This is a genomic window from Nocardia yamanashiensis, from assembly GCF_021183565.1.
GTDB classification, from domain to species: domain Bacteria; phylum Actinomycetota; class Actinomycetes; order Mycobacteriales; family Mycobacteriaceae; genus Nocardia; species Nocardia yamanashiensis.
The window spans coordinates 3,189,177-3,203,138 of the sequence record NZ_CP089226.1 but is presented as its reverse complement, the minus strand read 5'-3'; the positions used below and the strand labels follow the sequence as shown (position 1 = coordinate 3,203,138).

Genomic DNA, 13,962 nt, shown 5'->3' with positions numbered 1-13,962 from the left:
GATCCTTATGGTGAGCACCGGGCAGAGGCGGTGCCGGAATATCGGGAGGGATCGTGCGCATCACCACAGTCGGCCTGATCACCGCCGCCACGCTGGCCGTGGCGGTAACGGGTTGTGCCACCGACGGAACGTCCACGGTGCCCAGCACCGGCCGCCCCACCGTCGTGCAGACCGTGGAATCGTCACCGCCCAGCGACGCCTCGGTAATCACCGCGACGACCGTGCGGGTCAACGGCAAACAGGGGACGCTCACCTACGACGTCGAGGTGCCGCAGCTGGAGGGCACCGGCAGGGACGCCGCCGTCAAGGAATTCAACGACGGTATGCGGACCACCTTGCAGAGCATCATTGCCGCGCGGTCCGATGCGGTGAAGCTGACCGGGGTCACCGATGAGAACAAGGTCGAGCATCTCGGCACGAAGGTCGCGTCCGGCATCATGTGGCTCACCCTCGATTTCGGCGGCGCGCATCCGATCGCGGTGCTGGCCACCCATGTGACGAACCTGGACACCGCCAAGCAGATCCGGATCGCGGATCTGTTCGGCACCGAAGGGGACGGGCTGGCCAAACTGTCCACGCTGGCCACCGAGAAGCTGAAGAAGGGCAAGTACGCGAGCGTCATCGACACCGACGGCCTGACCCCGACTCGTGATCACTTCCAGTACTGGACGGCCACTCCCGAGGGCATGCACCTGTATTTCGATCAGGGCCAGGCCGCGCCGCCCGTGGCCGGTGTGGTCGACGTGACCATCGACTGGTCGGCACTGAGCGGCGTGCTGAAGCCGGGCATGAAAGAGGTGCTCGCCGGCTGATTCACCAGAAGTGCAGTACCGACACCGGGCCGGCGATCAGGCAGTAGAGCGCGAACAGGAGCAGCGTGCGGGTCTGGAAGAACCGCTCCAGGAACCGCACGGCGACCCACGACGACAGTCCGGACACCAGCGCGCCGAGCAGGATCGGCCCGCGAAACCCGGCGGTGTCCGGGCCGACGAGTTCGGGCAGTTCCAGCACCCCCGCGCCCAGAATCGCGGGGGTGGCGAGCAGGAAGGCGAATTTGGCGGCGTGCTCGTGTTCCAGGCCCCGCCACAGCCCGCCGACCATGCTCAATCCGGCCCGGCTGAATCCGGTGATCAGCGCACCCGCCTGCGCGCAGCCGATGCCGACCGCGTCGGTGGCGCTGAGGGCGGCCAGGGGCCGATCGGTCTGGCGCAGCGCGCGGGTATCGGCGGTCCGGGTGCGATGCAGGGCGAAGCGCCGGCCGTACTGCGCGAGGGTGGGTTCGTTGCGGCGGCGCAGACCCTCCCCGATGATCAGCACCACGCCGTTGAGGGTGAGGAACACGGCCGCGTAGATCGGCGCGGAGAACAGCGCGTGCAGTGAATGTTCCAGCAGCGGACCGAGTATCGCGACCGGCAGCGTGCCCAGCACCAGCAGCCAGGCCAGCCGCTGCGGGACGGTATCGATCCGCCGGGTGCGCAGCGTGCCCAGGAATCCGCCGCCGATGGCCAGCCAATCGTGGCGATAGTGCGCCAGCAGCGCCACCGCCGTCGCCACGTGCAGCGCTACCACGAACGCCAGATACGGTGTGCCCCCGCTCGATTCGTCTTCGGTGAGCCGTGCCCAATCGCCGCCGAGCCAGGCCGCGACCAGGACGGAATGACCCAGGCTGGAGACGGGGAAGAGTTCGGTGAATCCCTGCACCGAGCCGATGACAGTCGCTTCGAAGTAAGTGAGCATCGCGAAGGAGTTTTGCACGGCGGCGTGGGCCGATTCCTGGCAGGTAGCTGTGATCCGATATGTCCGAATTCCTTGGTGAACAACGGGTTTCGATCCGGCCACGGCAAAACCCGGACGGTTGGTCCAATGTCCAGCTAGGCTCGCGGCGCGAATGCGCAAGATCGCATTGCGAGGATTCGGCAAGAGTTGAGGCGTGGATGAGGACGAGTCGTAGAGAGCTGCTGCGGGCGGCGGTGGGCGCGGCGCTGGTCGCCGGAGCCGGGACGAGCCCGGCGTGGGCGGCCCCGGTGCGCCGGGCGGCCGAGACGCCACAGACCTGGATGACGGGTCTGGCCGACAGCACTTCGCTACTGCGACTCACGATTCCGGGCACTCACGATTCCTGCTGCACCGACCCCGCGAACGGCACCGAATGGGCGCACACCCAGAACTGGTCGCTGCCGGAGCAATTCGCGCACGGCATCCGCTTCCTCGATATCCGCTGCAATGGCTTGCAGGATCACGTCAAGGATTCGTTCGGCATCTACCACGGGCCAGCGTATCAAGGGATCACCTTCGACCAGGTCCTGAACCAGTGCCGGGATTTCTTGTCCCGCAACCCCGGTGAGGTCCTGATCATGCGGGTGAAGAAGGAGGACGGCACCGGCAATGACGTCGGCACCGACTTCGCCCGGATCTTCGACGGCTACCTGGACGTGAAGGGCTACCGTTCGCTGTTCTGGATCGGCGAGCGCATCCCCGCGCTGGGCGAGGCGCGCGGCAAGGTCGTGCTGATCACCCAGTTCGCCAACCAGCTGCCGGCGCTGCGCTGGCCCGGCGGCGACAATGGCAATGTCTCCAATTCGACCTTCTACGTGCAGGATCGATACCAGGGCCGAGGTCTGATGGGCCTGGACTCCGGCACCTCGGCGGGCTCGTCCGGAACCGGCTCCTCCGGCGGCGACAAGTTCGACTATGTCCGCGCCTGCTTCGACAAAGCCGCCGCCGATTCCGCCAATACGCTCCTGTACATCAACTTCACCAGCTATGCCGACCGCGCCTGGCCCAAGGACAATGCCGCCGCCATTCTGCCGAAGGTCGAGAACTACCTGGCCGAACATCGTGAACAGCCCGGCCACTTCGGCATCGTGCCGATGGATTTCCCCGACCGGTACCCGAGCGTCCTGAACCTGCTGCTGGAGCGCAATCCGTAAGCTGGCAGCGGCGCTGACTCGAGGAGGCGGTATGGGTGCTGGGCTGGACGTGCGGTGGATTCACGGGTCGCCATCGGCCAAGCACAATACCGATCCGGATATCCAGGTGTACGCCTACGACGAGCACACCGTGATCCTGCGGCAGAACATGGCGATCGATTACGAAGCGCCGTTCCTGTTCCTGCTGTTCGGCTCCGAGCGTGCGGTGCTGATCGATACCGGGGCGACCGCCGCGGCGGAGTTCTTCCCGCTGCGCCGGGTGGTCGACGAGCTGGTCGAGGGGTGGCGGGCGCGCAATCCCCGGCCGGGCTACGAGCTGCTGGTGCTGCACACGCACCCGCACGGTGATCATGTCGCCGGTGACGCGCAGTTCGCCGATCGCCCGGACACCACCGTGATCTCCGGTGATCTCCGAACCGCCTGGCGGTACTTCGGATTCGACGAGAAGCCCGATGCGGTGGCGACGGTCGACCTGGGTGACCGGGTGCTGGAGGTGCTGGCGACGCCGGGGCATCACGAGGCGGCGGTCACCTATTACGACCCGCGCACCGGCTTCCTGTTCACGGGCGACACGGTCTATCCGGGCCGGCTCTACATCAAGGATTGGGCGGCGTTCTCGCGCAGCATCGACCGGTTGATCGAATTCGCCGGCGAGCGACCGGTCACCTACGTGCTGGGCTGTCACATCGAGATGACCACGACACCCGGCGTGGACTATCCGGTGCGCACCACCTATCAGCCCGACGAGCCGCCGCTGGAGATGACCCCGGCGGTGCTGCGTGAAATCCGTTCCGCCATAGCCGAAGTCGGCGATACGCCGGGCCGTCTCATCCGCTCGAACTTCATCCTCTACCCCCTGTCCTGAAAATCGCTGGCGCGCAGCCCCGTCCACGCGTCATGATCGTCCCCATGTTCTCGCAGTCCATCGCCGCATACCCCGCAGTCGCGGGTGCGATGGCTGCTGTCCGGGCACAGTCCGCATTCGACGGCGCACGAAGCTGACCTTCTCCGGGACGTCCCGGGACCTCAGACGGGGAAGGTCGGCTCGTTGCTTGAGGTCCCCTCGAAACCTGGACTCCCGGACGGAGATTCGTCATGGCCAAGCAGGCCTACATTCGTAACAAGCCGCACCTGAACATCGGCACCATGGGTCACGTCGACCACGGCAAGACCACGCTGACGGCCGCCATCACCAAGGTGCTCGCGGAGCGCGACGGCGGGAAGTTCGTGCCGTTCGATCGCATCGACCGGGCCCCGGAGGAGATCGAGCGCGGCATCACCATCAATATCGCGCACGTCGAATACGAGACGGCCACCCGGCATTACGCCCACGTGGACATGCCCGGCCACGCCGACTTCGTGAAGAACATGATCACGGGGGCGGCGCAGCTGGACGGCGCGATCCTGGTGGTGTCGGCGCTGGACGGCATCATGCCGCAGACCGCCGAGCACGTGGTGCTGGCCCGGCAGGTCGGGGTCGAGCACATCGTGGTCGCGGTCAACAAGGCCGACGGCGCGGACGCCGACCTGCTCGAGCTGGTCGAGCTCGAGGTGCGGGAACTGCTGTCCGCCAACGGATACGACGGCGACGAGCTGCCGGTGGTGCCGGTATCGGGGCTGAAGGCGCTCGAAGGCGACGAGCACTGGTCGCGGGAGCTGCTGCGGCTGCTGGACGTCATCGACGAGTACATCCCGCTGCCGGTGCGCTACACCGACGCGCCGTTCCTGATGCCGGTGGAGAACGTGCTCACCATCACCGGGCGCGGCACGGTGGTCACCGGCGCGGTGGAGCGCGGGCAGGTCCGGATGGGCGACCGGGTCACCGTTCTCGGCTTCGGCGAGACCATCGAATCGGTGGTGACCGGCGTCGAAACCTTCGGGCGCACCATGGAATCGGCGGAGGCGGGCGACAATGTCGCGCTGCTGCTGCGCGGGGTCCAGCGCGGGCAGGTGCAGCGCGGGCAGGTGGTCGCGGCCATCGGCAGCATTGCCGTGCACCGCGGCTTCACCGCCCGGGTGCGGCTGCTCAGCGCCGCGCAGGGCGGCCGGCGCACCCCGATCGCCTCGGGGTACCGCCCGCAGTTCTTCCTGCGCACCGGCGATGTGTCGGGGCAGGTGGTGCTGCCGCAGGGGCGCGCGGTGCCGGGGGAGACCGTCGAGATGACGGTGACCCTGGATCGTGCGGTCCCGCTCGAGCCCGGCCTGGGCTTCGCCGTCCGTGAGGGCAACCTGACGGTGGCGGCCGGGACGGTGCTCGCCGTCGACGGCTGACCCCGGCCGCAGGTCCCGGTTCCGAGCTGTGTGCTCGGGACCGGGACCATTCCCCCGACACACCGATACGGTCGCTCAAATCGGTGTTTCACTCGGCGTGTCTCCTAGTCTGGCGCAATGACCACCCATTGCCAGAAGTTCGCCGCCGCCGTGGGCGTGGCCGCCGTCGCGCTCGCCGGATGCTCGAGCGGGTCGAAGTCCGAGAGCTCGGACAAGATCGATGTCGGGGTGCTGGTCATCACCATGTTCGATCCCGAGAACAAGGTGTGGCTCGACAGGGAGCAATTGCCCACCACGGTCGAGGTGCCCGGCGCGTACAAACCGGTGCGCTGCAATGCGGACAAACTGTGCGTGGCCGAAACCGGTCAGGGCAAGGCCAATGCCGCCACCACCATGATGGCGATTCTCGGCAGCGACAGGTTCGACTTCTCCGGCGCCTACTTCCTCACCGCCGGAATCGCGGGCACCCCGCCGGATCAGGGCACGCTCGGTGCGGCCGCGTGGGCCCGCTGGGTGGTGGATTTCGATCTGGGCAATCACCTCGATCCGGCCGAGGCTCCCGAGGTCCCCTACGGATACCGCCCGGTCGAGGACTACAACACCGCCGCCTACCGCCTCGATGAAGCGTTGGTGGACAAGGCATTCGAGCTGTCACAAGGCGTGCAGCTCGCCGACACCCCCGAAGTAGCCGCCGCCCGTGCGCAATACCCGGGCCAGGAGGGCCGCAAGCCCGCGGTCATGAAGTGCGACACCATGACCGGCGACGACTTCTACTCCGGCAAACCGCTTTCCGACACCGCCCGCTACATCATGGACCTGCGCACCAAGGGCCAGGGCGTCTACTGCACCACGCAGATGGAAGACAATGCCACCGCCACCGCGTTGCGGGTGCACGGCTACCTGAACCGCTACCTGTCGCTGCGCACCATGAGCAATTTCGATCAGCCGTATCCGGGCCAGACCGTGGTGCAGCACCTGGACAGTTCGACCGGCGGCTTCGAACTCGCCTGCGAGAACGCCTACACGCTCGGCAAAGTCGTCGCCGCGTACCTGCTGAAGAACCCGCCGCGGCACTGACTCCGGCCGGAATTCTCTGCCCCGGCGGCGCGGGCATCGCGGACCATGGGTGCCATGGAACGCGGACATTACGGCGACGACCACCTGGCATTCGCGGAACTGGCGCGCGGGTTCGCGCGCAAAGAGGTCGCGCCGCGCTATGCGGAGTACGAGGACGCCGGGATCGTGCCGCGTGCGGTGTTCGCGCGGGCGGGTGAACTCGGGCTGCTCGGTTTCGCGGTGCCGCGGAGTTGCGGCGGGCTGGGTGTGGCCGACTTCCGGTTCAACCAGATCCTCATCGAGGAGTTCATGGAGGCCGACTGTGCGGGCGTGGGCCTGAACTTCGCCCTGCACAACGACATCTGCACCCCGTACCTGCTGCAGTTCACCACCGAAGAACAACGCGAACGCTGGCTGCCGGGCTTCGTCGCGGGCACCCGCATCGCCGCCATCGGCATGACCGAACCGGGCGCGGGCTCCGACGTCGCCGGCATTCGCACGGCCGCTGCGGATTGTGGCGACCACTACCTGGTCAACGGTGCGAAGACCTTCATCACCAATGGCATCAACGCCGACCTGGTCATCACCGCGGTGCGGACCTCACCGGAACGGCATCGCGGGCTCACCCTGCTGGTGATCGAAAGCGGCATGGACGGTTTCGCGCGCGGCCGCAATCTCGACAAGCTGGGCCTGCACTCGCAGGACACGGCCGAGCTGAGTTTCACCGACGTGCGGGTGCCCAAGGCCAATGTGCTCGGCGAACCCGGCCGCGGTTTCGAATACCTGATGCGCAACCTGCCCCAGGAACGCATGCAGATCGCCGTCGCCTGCCTGGCGCGGGCGCGCGCCGGACTGCGCTGGACCATCGAATACGTCGGCGGCCGAACGGCTTTCGGGCAGCCCATCGGCGGCTTCCAGCACACCAAGTTCACCCTGGCCGACGTGGCCACCGAGGTCGCGGTGACCGAGGCGTTCATCGACAAATGCGTCCTGGAATTGAACGCCGGCCGTCTCACGCCCGCCGACGCGGCCAAGGCCAAACTGTGGGCCTCGGAAACCGAATTCCGCTGCCTGGACCGCTGTCAGCAGCTGTTCGGCGGCTACGGCTACATGCGCGAATACCCGATCGCCCGCGCCGCCGCCGACGCCCGGGTGACGCGGGTGTACGGCGGGACGTCGGAGATCATGCGCGAGATCATCGGCCGCGACCTGAAACTGACCGAACGCTAGCGGTCAGCGCTTCAAGCCATGGCCGGCGGCGATGAGGCGCTCCATGACCGTGCGCGGCACCAGCCGGCGCACCGCGAACATGAGCGGCGCGTTACTGCCCACGGCGTACAGCGGTTTCGGCCGATCGGCCGCGGCGGCGGCCACGATGGTCTTCGCGACCTGTTCCGGCGCAATGCCTTTGGACATCTTCTCGTCCAGGGTCGCCATGAACTTGGTGAAATCGGTCGTGTGCGGCGAACCTTCGTCGAGGTACTTGGTGCGCCGCTCGCTCAGGCCGGTATCGATCTGCCCGGGTTCGACGGTGGTCAGCCACACCCCGAACGGCGACTCCTCGAACCGGGCCGCCGTCGCGAAGGCGCGCACGGCCGCCTTGGTCGCGGCGTAGGAGGACCGGTACGGCATCGGGAAACTGCCGATCATGGAGCCCACCATGACGATCCGCCCGTACCCGCGCTCGCGCATACCCGGCAGCAGCCGCTGGGTGAGGGTGACCGGACCCAGCACATTGAGCTGGAACAGTCGCTCGACCGCCGCCGCGGGCAGTTCGGCCAGCGGCCCGGCCTGGCTCTCGCCCGCATTGTTGACCAGCACGTCCACCGCGCCCAGCGCCGCCACGAAACGGTCGATCGAGCCGGCGTCGGTGAGATCCAGCGCCCGGTAGTCCACCCCGGGCAGCCGGTCGGCAGCGGCGATCGAATCAGGATTGCGGCTGGTGCCGATCACCTTGTGGCCAGCGGCCGCGAAAGCCGCCGCGGTCGCTCTGCCGATGCCGGACGAAGCGCCGGTGACCACCACGGTGCGGGTCGAATTGCTGCTCATGGTCAGGAACGCTAGCCGCTGAACGCACCCCGAGCCACACTCCGACACCGAACGATACGGCGAAGACCGGCACGAACAGAACTGCTTGGGTGCTCATGCCGGGCCATCGGGGACACGCAGGATCGCTGTTACGTGACGATTTGCGATGAATTCGCAGCATACCTACCGGTTCTCGGCCGAGCCGGTCACTTGGGTAGCGGGTACGCCTGCTGCGGCATGCCCTCGGCCATGACCGTGAGCTGGGTGAAGTATCCGTCGACGGGCTTGGACAGGGTCACCGCGGCGGGCGTGGTGTCGCGGCGGCCGTCGGCGCAACTGGGTTCGCAAGTGTTGCTGTTCTCGATGCCGCGGCCGTGTGCGGCGTCCGCGGTCCAGTCCGTCCAGGTCAGTCCGGAGACCGACAGATTGCCGTCGGCACAGGTGATGGTGATCTGCGAGGGCCGGATCTCGGGTTCGGAGACGCAGTTCTTCATCTGCGGGAGCGCGGCCGGGGTGGACGCGGACGACGTGGCGGTCGAGTCGTCGCCGGAACCGCAGCCGGTCACCGCGGCGGTGAGTAGGAGCGCGGTGGCGAGGGCGACGGGCAAACGCATTGATCCTCCTGATCGTTCGGCTGTCACTGGGCGGGAAATCGCATACGGAACTCGGCGCCGCGACCCGGTTCGGACTCGACCGAGACCGTGGCGGCATGGGTGTCGGCCACCTGGGCCACGATCGCCAGGCCGAGACCGTGGCCGGGGGTGGCGCGGGCGGTGGGGGAGCGGTAGAAGCGATCGAAGACGTGCGGCAGGTCGGCGGCGGCGATGCCGGGACCGGTATCGCGGACGGTCAGGGTCCGGTCATGCAGTGCCACTTGGACTTTCGCGCCGGACGGGCTGAATTTGGCGGCATTGTCCAGGAGGTTGGTGAGGGCCCGGCCCAGGCGGGCGGCGCTGCCGGTGACGGTGGTGGGTTCCAGGTCGGTCGTGAAAGTGATTGCGGGCCAATGCCTGCGGGCGATCTCGAGACGGTCGGCCACGAGGGTGTCCAGGCGCAGGTCTTCGAAGCGTTCCGGGACGGCGTCGGGATCGTCGGCACGCGCCAGATCGATGAGATCGGTGACCAGGCCGGACAATTCCTCGGCGCGATTGCGCAGCGCGGCGGCGGTCTCGGTCAATTGCCCGGGGCTCAGCCGGTCGGCGCGGCGCAGCAGGTCGATATCGGTGCGCAGGGCGGTGAGCGGGGTGCGCAGTTCGTGCGAGGCGTCGGCGATCAGGCGTTGTTGTGCCGCACGGGAATCGCGTTCGGCGGACAGCGCGGCATCGAGTTCGGCCAGCATGGTGTTGATGCTGGCGGCCAAGCGGGCGAGTTCGTCGGAGCCGGTCACCGCGATGTGCTCGCCCGGATCCCGGGTGCGGGCCACCCGTTCGGCGGCGGCGGTGAGGGTGGCCACCGGTGCGAGCGCGCGGCGGGCCAGCAGGATGCCGATCCCGGCCGCCAGCAGCGTGCCGGCCAGCGCCGCCACCAGCAGCGCCGAACCGACTCTCCGCAATCCGGTGTCGATGGTGTCCGAGCGTTGCGCGATCTGCACCGCGCTGCCGGGTCGCAGCGGTGCGGTGTACATCCGCAGGGGATAGCCGTCCACGGTGACGTCACTGAAGTGCGCGCCGGCCGATCCCGCTGCCACCGCGCGGGTTCCGGCGTCCACCGGCAGGCTCTGCTCCGGATCGTGCTCGGATTCGATGCCGCCGTCGGCGGCCACCACCTGCACGCAGCTGGGCGCGGCCAGATACCGGCACGGCCCGGAAATGGTGGCCAGGGACGGTTCGGCCGGGAACTGCCGTTCGATGCGGGTGGCCTGGCGGCGCAGATTCAGATCCAGGGTGCTGTTGAACTCGTGCCCCACCACCACGTACGCGGCGGCCGCCATACCCGCCAGCGCCAAAGCCATTGCGAGCACGAAGAATACGGCGATCCGGCCGCGCAATCCGAGCCGGGTCATGCCGGTCCCAGCCGGTAGCCGACGCCGCGCACGGTGTGGATGAGCGGCGGGCGGTCCCCGGCGTCGAGTTTGCGGCGCAGATAGCGGATATAGACCTCCAGCGAATTCGACGTCCGGTGCCCCCACACCCGATCGATCAGGGTTTCGCGCGGCAGCGCCTGCCCGGCATTGCGCAGCAGCACCTCCAGCAGCGCGAATTCGGTTCGGCTCAGCTCGATTTCGGTCCCGGCGCGGCGCACGGTGTGCGCGGCGGTGTCCATCACCAGATTGCCCGCGGACAGCACCGCGCCGTCCTCCGGATAGGTGCGGCGCACCAATGCGCGCACCCGCGCCAGCAGTTCGTCCAGATCGAACGGCTTCACCAGATAGTCGTCCGCACCGGCGTCCAGGCCCGCGATGCGATCGGCCACCGCGTCGCGGGCGGTGAGCATGAGGATCGGGGTGCGGTCGCCGCGCCCGCGCAGCGTGCGGCAGGTGGTCAAACCATCCATGAAGGGCATGAGCACATCCAGCACCACCACTTCCGGCTGCCATCTGGCAACCTCGGTGAGCGCGGTGGCGCCGTCGCCGGCGGCCCGGGTTTCGTAGCCTTCGCTGCCGAGGGCGCGCACCAGCGCGTCCCGCACCGCGGGCTCGTCGTCCACCACCAATACGCGCACCCCACGAATATACGGATCGACGGCACCTGGGCATTCTCATCCGGCTCTCATGTCGGCTGTCCAGGGTGACCGGTATGGAACATCGGAAACTGCGCCGGGCCGGGGCGGTCATCGCCATTGCGGGGGTCGCCGCGACCGGTCTCGCCGCGTGTGGGAACGAACCGGTTTCGGCCGCGCCACGCCTCGAGGGCAACCAGGTGGTTATCCCGATCGACGGCGGTATGGCCGAGGTGGACACCACCTCGCTGGCCGTGGGGGCGACCGCTTCGGGGCAGCGGATGGAATTGTCCGGCCCGGCGGACGGCGGACTCGGCGCGCCCGGACCGGTGCGGGTCGAAGGGGCGGCGGCGACCTGGAGCTATCCCGAGCGCGGGCTCGCGGTGCGGGCCGATGCGGCCGACGGGCGGCTGCGTATCGAGGTGAGCGGCGAGCGGGACGGGAAACTGGTGTGGCCGGTCACCGGCGGCGACCGGGACGCGCGATCGCTGCAACTGCCGCGCGGTGAGGGACTCTCGCTGCCGGTGCGCGACACCTTCTGGAACGGTCCGGACACCGGTCTCGTCGGTGAAAGCCTGTCCCTCACTGCGGGATTGACCATGCCGTTCTGGGGTTACCGGATCGGTGAGCGCGGGGTCAGCTACGTGGTGCCCACCGATATCGGCAGCAGCGTGACCGTGCGATCCGAGGACGGCCGGCTGCTGGCGCGGGGTGAACACGACTTCGCCCCCGGGCGCGGCACCGGTGCGTACCGCGTCGATTTCGCGCTCACCGACGCCTCCCCGGTCGCGGCGGCGCGGGACTACCGGGACTGGCTGCTGCGGCACGGTGAGTTCCGCTCGCTGACGGACAAGATCGCGGAGAATCCGGCGGTCGGCAAACTGCTCGGCGCGTTCCACGCCTACCTGTGGGGCGACGGCCGCGGTCCGGAAGCCGTTGCGCAGCTGCGCAAGCTGGGCATCGATCGCATGTGGCTGGGCTACGACGCCGACGGGGATCCGATGTCGGCGGACGCGGTCCGGGAAGCCGGACAGGCCGGATACCTGGTGGGCCCGTACGACTCGTTCGACAATGCCCAGGACCCCGCCACCGCCGACAATCCCTCGTCGCGCTGGCCCGGCCGGCTGTGGCCCGAAGGCTGCGTGCACGATGCCGACGGCACACCGGAGACCGGATTCGGCGGGCGCGGTTGCTATCTGAGCACCGAGGTGCTGCAACAGGACCCGCAGCTCTACCGGGACCGCTACGCCGCCATGACCGCCAACGGCGCGGACAGCTACTTCCTCGACGTGGACGCCGCCGGAGAATTCTTCGACGACTACAGCGCCGGGCACCCCATGACCCAGACCCGGGACCGGGCGAACCGCCTGGAACGCATGCGCTGGCTGGCCTCCGACCGCAAGACCGTGCTCGGCTCGGAATCCGCCGGGGCCTGGTCCGCGCCGGTGCTGGCCTTCGATCACGGCGCCCAGAACCCGATCTCGGATCGGCTCTGGAAACTCCAGCGCGACAAGCAGACCTGGGGCGCCTACTACCCGGCGCAGGCGCCCAAGGCGTTCTTCCAGCCCGTGGACCTGCCCGCCGACCTGGTGAAGGCCATGTTCGATCCGGTGTACCGGGTGCCGCTGTACGAAACCGTGCTCCACGATTCCCTGGTCAATGCCGACCGGTGGGAGCTGTCGTATTACAAACTGCCGCAACAGCGGACGATGCGGGCGCTCACGGCAATCCTGAACAACACCCCGCTGAACTTCGCGCTGGACCGGGCGACCATCGGCGCGCACGGTGCGGAAATCGCACGGCTGCAACAGTTCTTCGCGCCCCTGCACGAAGCGGCGGGCACCCTGGCTATGACCGACTTCCGGTGGCTCACCGACGACCGTCTGGTACAGCGCAGCGTCTTCGGCGATGGCAAGCTCACCGTGACCGCGAACTTCGGCACCCAGGACCGCGACGGGCTCCCCGGCGGTTGCGTGGACGCACAGCTCGCGGGCGACGAAACGCCGCGGCGACTGTGCCCGGCGCGGTGACCGGCGTGCGCTCGGCGCACAAGGCGCTCGTATTCGGCAGTGCCGCAGCGGTTCTCACCGTGCTGTTGATCGGCCACGAATGGATTCCGGATATCGCCGGGTCCGGCATGCTCCTGGACGCGGCCGCCCCGTGGCTCGGCCTGCTCGTCCCGCTGCTCGCGGTGCTCGCGATCCTGCTGCGCAGTCCGGCGGGCGCGGTCACCATGCTCGTCCCGTTGCTGGCCTGGGCGTACGCCTTCGGTTCGTGGTGGGCCCCGCATCCCGGGGCCGCCACCCCGGGCGGCGGGCTGACCATCGTGTCGCAGAATCTGTTCGCGGCCAACGGTTCTCCGGTGGCGACCGCCCGGGCGCTGCTTGCCGCCGATGCCGACCTGATCGCGGTCCAGGAGTTCGCGGGCTCGAATCGCGCACCGGTGCAACGTATTCTCGACACCGCCTACCCCTACCGCGAGGAGCTCGGCACGGTCGCGCTGTGGAGCCGGTTCCCGACCTCCGATACCGAGATCGCCGATGTCGGCATCGGCTGGACGCGCGGCCTGCGCACCCGGATCGCCGCGCCCGGCGGGGCGCTCGTCGTCTACGTCGTGCACCTGCCCTCGATCCGCCCCGGGGAGACCGCGGTGCGTGATCGCGGCCTGACGGTGCTCTCCCGCCAGCTCGCCGCCGATCGGGCCGAACGAGTGGTGGTGGCGGGCGATTTCAACACCGCGACTACCGACCGGCGCTGGACCGGATTCGCTCCCGGCTATCGAGATGCGTTGTCCGCCAATGCTTCCGGTCCCGGATTCACCTGGCCGTCGGCCTTCCCGCTGGTCCGCCTCGATCATGTGCTGGTGCGCGGCGGCGTCATCGGCTCCGCCGCGGTCCTGCACACGCCGGGCCCCGACCACCGCGCCGTGCGCGCCACCATCGCCTTCGACTGAGTCGACCGCCTGCGGCCGAGTTGATCGCCGTGGCCGAGTCCGCCGCGTGATCGACCCTGTCTCAAA

At 68.6% G+C, this 13,962-nt stretch carries 13 protein-coding genes; 8 read left to right on the top strand and 5 right to left on the bottom strand.

What is annotated here, in order from left to right; translation table 11 throughout:
* The first annotated feature begins 53 nt into the window (after nt 1-53).
* Nucleotides 54-812, top strand: a complete 759-nt coding sequence (locus tag LTV02_RS15555; RefSeq protein ID WP_233040669.1) for an RsiV family protein — start codon at nt 54-56, stop codon at nt 810-812.
* Between the two features lies 1 nt (nt 813).
* Here the strand turns inward: LTV02_RS15555 and LTV02_RS15550 are convergent, their stop codons facing one another.
* On the bottom strand, nt 814-1,737 hold the full coding sequence (locus LTV02_RS15550) for an undecaprenyl-diphosphate phosphatase (protein WP_233040668.1): 924 nt from the start codon (nt 1,735-1,737) through the stop codon (nt 814-816).
* A 197-nt stretch (nt 1,738-1,934) separates the two neighbouring features.
* On the opposite strand from LTV02_RS15550, the gene LTV02_RS15545 reads away from it, so the two are divergent.
* The 5 genes from LTV02_RS15545 (at nt 1,935) to LTV02_RS15525 (ending at nt 7,487) form a co-directional block, all read left to right on the top strand.
* Entirely contained in the window at nt 1,935-2,930 is a 996-nt protein-coding gene (locus LTV02_RS15545; RefSeq protein WP_233040667.1) for a phosphatidylinositol-specific phospholipase C, read from the top strand.
* A 31-nt stretch (nt 2,931-2,961) separates the two neighbouring features.
* A complete protein-coding gene (locus LTV02_RS15540) occupies nt 2,962-3,795 on the top strand; it encodes an MBL fold metallo-hydrolase (protein ID WP_233040666.1) in 834 nt (277 codons plus the stop codon).
* Nucleotides 3,796-4,025: 230 nt separating this feature from the next.
* Nucleotides 4,026-5,201, top strand: coding sequence for an elongation factor Tu (gene tuf, locus LTV02_RS15535; protein ID WP_233040665.1), 1,176 nt, complete (start codon nt 4,026-4,028; stop codon nt 5,199-5,201).
* Nucleotides 5,202-5,318: 117 nt separating this feature from the next.
* Nucleotides 5,319-6,278, top strand: a complete 960-nt coding sequence (locus tag LTV02_RS15530; RefSeq protein WP_233040664.1) for a purine-nucleoside phosphorylase — start codon at nt 5,319-5,321, stop codon at nt 6,276-6,278.
* A 54-nt stretch (nt 6,279-6,332) separates the two neighbouring features.
* Nucleotides 6,333-7,487: an acyl-CoA dehydrogenase family protein gene (locus LTV02_RS15525; RefSeq protein WP_233040663.1), complete on the top strand. Its 1,155-nt coding sequence runs from the start codon at nt 6,333-6,335 to the stop codon at nt 7,485-7,487.
* Between the two features lie 3 nt (nt 7,488-7,490).
* On the opposite strand, the gene LTV02_RS15520 is transcribed toward LTV02_RS15525, so the two are convergent.
* From LTV02_RS15520 to LTV02_RS15505, 4 genes are all read right to left on the bottom strand, one after another.
* The gene (locus tag LTV02_RS15520; protein WP_233040662.1) at nt 7,491-8,306 is read right to left on the bottom strand and encodes an SDR family NAD(P)-dependent oxidoreductase; all 816 of its coding nucleotides are present in this window, start codon (nt 8,304-8,306) and stop codon (nt 7,491-7,493) included.
* Nucleotides 8,307-8,491: 185 nt separating this feature from the next.
* Complete coding sequence (locus tag LTV02_RS15515) at nt 8,492-8,899, bottom strand: hypothetical protein (protein WP_233040661.1); 408 nt, start codon at nt 8,897-8,899, stop codon at nt 8,492-8,494.
* Nucleotides 8,900-8,922: 23 nt separating this feature from the next.
* Nucleotides 8,923-10,287: a HAMP domain-containing sensor histidine kinase gene (locus LTV02_RS15510; RefSeq protein WP_233040660.1), complete on the bottom strand. Its 1,365-nt coding sequence runs from the start codon at nt 10,285-10,287 to the stop codon at nt 8,923-8,925.
* The gene (locus LTV02_RS15505; protein ID WP_233040659.1) at nt 10,284-10,946 is read right to left on the bottom strand and encodes a response regulator transcription factor; all 663 of its coding nucleotides are present in this window, start codon (nt 10,944-10,946) and stop codon (nt 10,284-10,286) included. The genes LTV02_RS15510 and LTV02_RS15505 overlap by 4 nt, the downstream gene beginning before the upstream one ends.
* 74 nt (nt 10,947-11,020) lie before the next feature.
* Between LTV02_RS15505 and LTV02_RS15500 the strand changes: the two genes are divergently transcribed.
* Together LTV02_RS15500 and LTV02_RS15495 are read left to right on the top strand one after the other, a co-directional pair.
* Nucleotides 11,021-12,973: a glycoside hydrolase gene (locus LTV02_RS15500; RefSeq protein WP_233040658.1), complete on the top strand. Its 1,953-nt coding sequence runs from the start codon at nt 11,021-11,023 to the stop codon at nt 12,971-12,973.
* On the top strand, nt 12,970-13,896 hold the full coding sequence (locus LTV02_RS15495) for an endonuclease/exonuclease/phosphatase family protein (RefSeq protein ID WP_233040657.1): 927 nt from the start codon (nt 12,970-12,972) through the stop codon (nt 13,894-13,896). Before LTV02_RS15500 ends, LTV02_RS15495 begins: the two co-directional genes overlap by 4 nt.
* The last annotated feature ends 66 nt before the right edge of the window (nt 13,897-13,962 follow it).

Excerpts from the sequence above, each read along its gene's own strand:
- LTV02_RS15525 (WP_233040663.1), top strand. The coding sequence starts at position 6,333 with ATGGAACGCGGACATTACGGCGACGACCACCTGGCATTCGCGGAACTG.
- LTV02_RS15540 (WP_233040666.1), top strand. The coding sequence starts at position 2,962 with ATGGGTGCTGGGCTGGACGTGCGGTGGATTCACGGGTCGCCATCGGCC.
- LTV02_RS15520 (WP_233040662.1), bottom strand. The coding sequence starts at position 8,306 with ATGAGCAGCAATTCGACCCGCACCGTGGTGGTCACCGGCGCTTCGTCC.
- LTV02_RS15510 (WP_233040660.1), bottom strand. The coding sequence starts at position 10,287 with ATGACCCGGCTCGGATTGCGCGGCCGGATCGCCGTATTCTTCGTGCTC.
- LTV02_RS15530 (WP_233040664.1), top strand. The coding sequence starts at position 5,319 with ATGACCACCCATTGCCAGAAGTTCGCCGCCGCCGTGGGCGTGGCCGCC.
- LTV02_RS15550 (WP_233040668.1), bottom strand. The coding sequence starts at position 1,737 with ATGCTCACTTACTTCGAAGCGACTGTCATCGGCTCGGTGCAGGGATTC.
- LTV02_RS15500 (WP_233040658.1), top strand. The coding sequence starts at position 11,021 with ATGGAACATCGGAAACTGCGCCGGGCCGGGGCGGTCATCGCCATTGCG.
- LTV02_RS15515 (WP_233040661.1), bottom strand. The coding sequence starts at position 8,899 with ATGCGTTTGCCCGTCGCCCTCGCCACCGCGCTCCTACTCACCGCCGCG.
- LTV02_RS15545 (WP_233040667.1), top strand. The coding sequence starts at position 1,935 with ATGAGGACGAGTCGTAGAGAGCTGCTGCGGGCGGCGGTGGGCGCGGCG.
- tuf (WP_233040665.1), top strand. The coding sequence starts at position 4,026 with ATGGCCAAGCAGGCCTACATTCGTAACAAGCCGCACCTGAACATCGGC.